Raw genomic sequence first — 2,781 nt, forward strand, 5'->3', positions numbered from 1 at the left:
GAGGCTCCGACTGTTTGTATGCATGCGGTTTCAGGATCTGTTTCACTCCCCTCCCGGGGTTCTTTTCGCCTTTCCCTCACGGTACTGGTTCACTATCGGTCGATCACGAGTATTTAGCCTTGGAGGATGGTCCCCCCATCTTCAGACAGGATTTCACGTGTCCCGCCCTACTTCTCGTACACCCAGTTCTTCCATGCTGTTTTCGTCTACAGGGCTATCACCTGCTATGGCCGCACTTTCCAGAGCGTTCGACTAACAATACGGATAACGTGTACCGGCTGATCCCATTTCGCTCGCCACTACTCTGGGAATCTCGGTTGATTTCTTTTCCTGCGGTTACTTAGATGTTTCAGTTCACCGCGTTCGCCTCACGCAGCCTATGGATTCAGCTACGGATACTCCATTAGGAGTGGGTTTCCCCATTCGGACATCTCCGGATCAATGCTCGTTTGCCAGCTCCCCGGAGCTTTTCGCAGGCTACCGCGTCCTTCATCGCCTGTGATCGCCAAGGCATCCACCACATGCACTTGTTCGCTTGACCCTATAACGGGTGTGTCTCCCAATGATTGCTCACCGCAGATCACTTCCGCTACAGGTTGAGTATTCGTGTTGCGCCGTATTCCAAAGCAATCTTTCGATCACCTTTAAAATACATCGATACAATCACAACCCTGATTCACCTACCTGGCACCCATCTCCAGGTGCCTTTCGTGAATCTCTTTACTACTTCTTCCTGATTGTTAAAGAACGACAGCCGATATCACAGTCAAACTGTGTACCGCGCTGACTGGCTCAATCGCCAATGCAAAGTACTCAGCATCACTTCCTGCTGAACCCTTGGCATTGAGGATTGGTGGAGGATGACGGGATCGAACCGACGACCCCCTGCTTGCAAAGCAGGTGCTCTCCCAGCTGAGCTAATCCCCCAGTCCCACAGATATTCCAGCGGCCCCAGCCCTTCAGCTCACCAGACAAGACCGTGGTGGGTCTGGATGGATTCGAACCATCGACCCCCGCCTTATCAAGACGGTGCTCTAACCGGCTGAGCTACAGACCCCTGAGCCTGCCTGCGTTTCTTCTAACCACAGCCGATAAGCGTGAGCACTTGAATGCAATGAATGCATAGCTCTGGAAAGGAGGTGATCCAGCCGCACCTTCCGATACGGCTACCTTGTTACGACTTCACCCCAGTCATGAATCCTACCGTGGTGACCGTCCTCCTTGCGGTTAGACTAGCCACTTCTGGTAAAACCCACTCCCATGGTGTGACGGGCGGTGTGTACAAGACCCGGGAACGTATTCACCGCGGCATGCTGATCCGCGATTACTAGCGATTCCAGCTTCACGCACCCGAGTTGCAGAGTGCGATCCGGACTACGATCGGTTTTCTGGGATTGGCTCCACCTCGCGGCTTGGCAACCCTCTGTTCCGACCATTGTATGACGTGTGAAGCCCTACCCATAAGGGCCATGAGGACTTGACGTCATCCCCACCTTCCTCCGGTTTGTCACCGGCAGTCTCCCTGGAGTGCTCTTGCGTAGCAACTAGGGACAAGGGTTGCGCTCGTTGCGGGACTTAACCCAACATCTCACGACACGAGCTGACGACAGCCATGCAGCACCTGTGTTATGGCTCCCTTTCGGGCACTCCCGCCTCTCGGCAGGATTCCATACATGTCAAGGGTAGGTAAGGTTTTTCGCGTTGCATCGAATTAATCCACATCATCCACCGCTTGTGCGGGTCCCCGTCAATTCCTTTGAGTTTTAATCTTGCGACCGTACTCCCCAGGCGGTCAACTTCACGCGTTAGCTTCGTTACCAAGCCAATGAAGGCCCGACAACCAGTTGACATCGTTTAGGGCGTGGACTACCAGGGTATCTAATCCTGTTTGCTCCCCACGCTTTCGTGCATGAGCGTCAGTATTGGCCCAGGGGGCTGCCTTCGCCATCGGTGTTCCTCCACATCTCTACGCATTTCACTGCTACACGTGGAATTCCACCCCCCTCTGCCATACTCCAGCGCTGCAGTCACCAATGCAGTTCCCAGGTTAAGCCCGGGGATTTCACATCGGTCTTACAGCACCGCCTGCGCACGCTTTACGCCCAGTAATTCCGATTAACGCTCGCACCCTACGTATTACCGCGGCTGCTGGCACGTAGTTAGCCGGTGCTTATTCTTCCGGTACCGTCATCCCTCACGGGTATTAGCCACGAGGTTTTCTTTCCGGACAAAAGTGCTTTACAACCCGAAGGCCTTCTTCACACACGCGGCATTGCTGGATCAGGCTTGCGCCCATTGTCCAAAATTCCCCACTGCTGCCTCCCGTAGGAGTCTGGGCCGTGTCTCAGTCCCAGTGTGGCTGGTCGTCCTCTCAGACCAGCTACAGATCGTCGGCTTGGTAGGCCTTTACCCCACCAACTACCTAATCTGCCATCGGCCGCCCCTTGAGCGCGAGGTCCCGAAAGATCCCCCGCTTTCCTCTCCCGAGCGTATGCGGTATTAATCCGGCTTTCGCCGGGCTATCCCCCACTCCAGGACACGTTCCGATGTATTACTCACCCGTTCGCCACTCGCCACCAGACCGAAGTCCGTGCTGCCGTTCGACTTGCATGTGTAAGGCATGCCGCCAGCGTTCAATCTGAGCCAGGATCAAACTCTTCAGTTCAAACCTGTTACTGTGTTCGGGCTCTCTCGAACCCGGTCGCTCACTCAACGTACTGACGATGATTGATCCGTCTTTCGACAGACAAACCTTCCTCCAATACTGTGTGAGGCTTCTGA

2 tRNA genes and 2 rRNA genes (1 of these 4 only partly in view) are annotated in these 2,781 nt (G+C 54.6%); all 4 read right to left on the bottom strand.

Annotated features, from left to right (window positions below):
• Positions 1-541 (bottom strand): 23S ribosomal RNA (locus tag HDG37_RS38415) (it extends 2,433 nt beyond the left edge of the window).
• A 310-nt stretch (positions 542-851) separates the two neighbouring features.
• A tRNA-Ala gene (locus HDG37_RS38420) sits at positions 852-927 on the bottom strand.
• Between the two features lie 53 nt (positions 928-980).
• Positions 981-1,057 (bottom strand) — tRNA-Ile (locus tag HDG37_RS38425).
• Between the two features lie 75 nt (positions 1,058-1,132).
• Positions 1,133-2,665 (bottom strand): 16S ribosomal RNA (locus HDG37_RS38430).
• Together the 16S and 23S rRNA genes with 2 tRNA genes alongside form the textbook arrangement of a ribosomal RNA operon.
• Between the last annotated feature and the right edge of the window lie 116 nt (positions 2,666-2,781).

The sequence above is a fragment of the Paraburkholderia sp. MM5384-R2 genome, from assembly GCF_014201025.1.
GTDB lineage: Bacteria > Pseudomonadota > Gammaproteobacteria > Burkholderiales > Burkholderiaceae > Paraburkholderia > Paraburkholderia tuberum.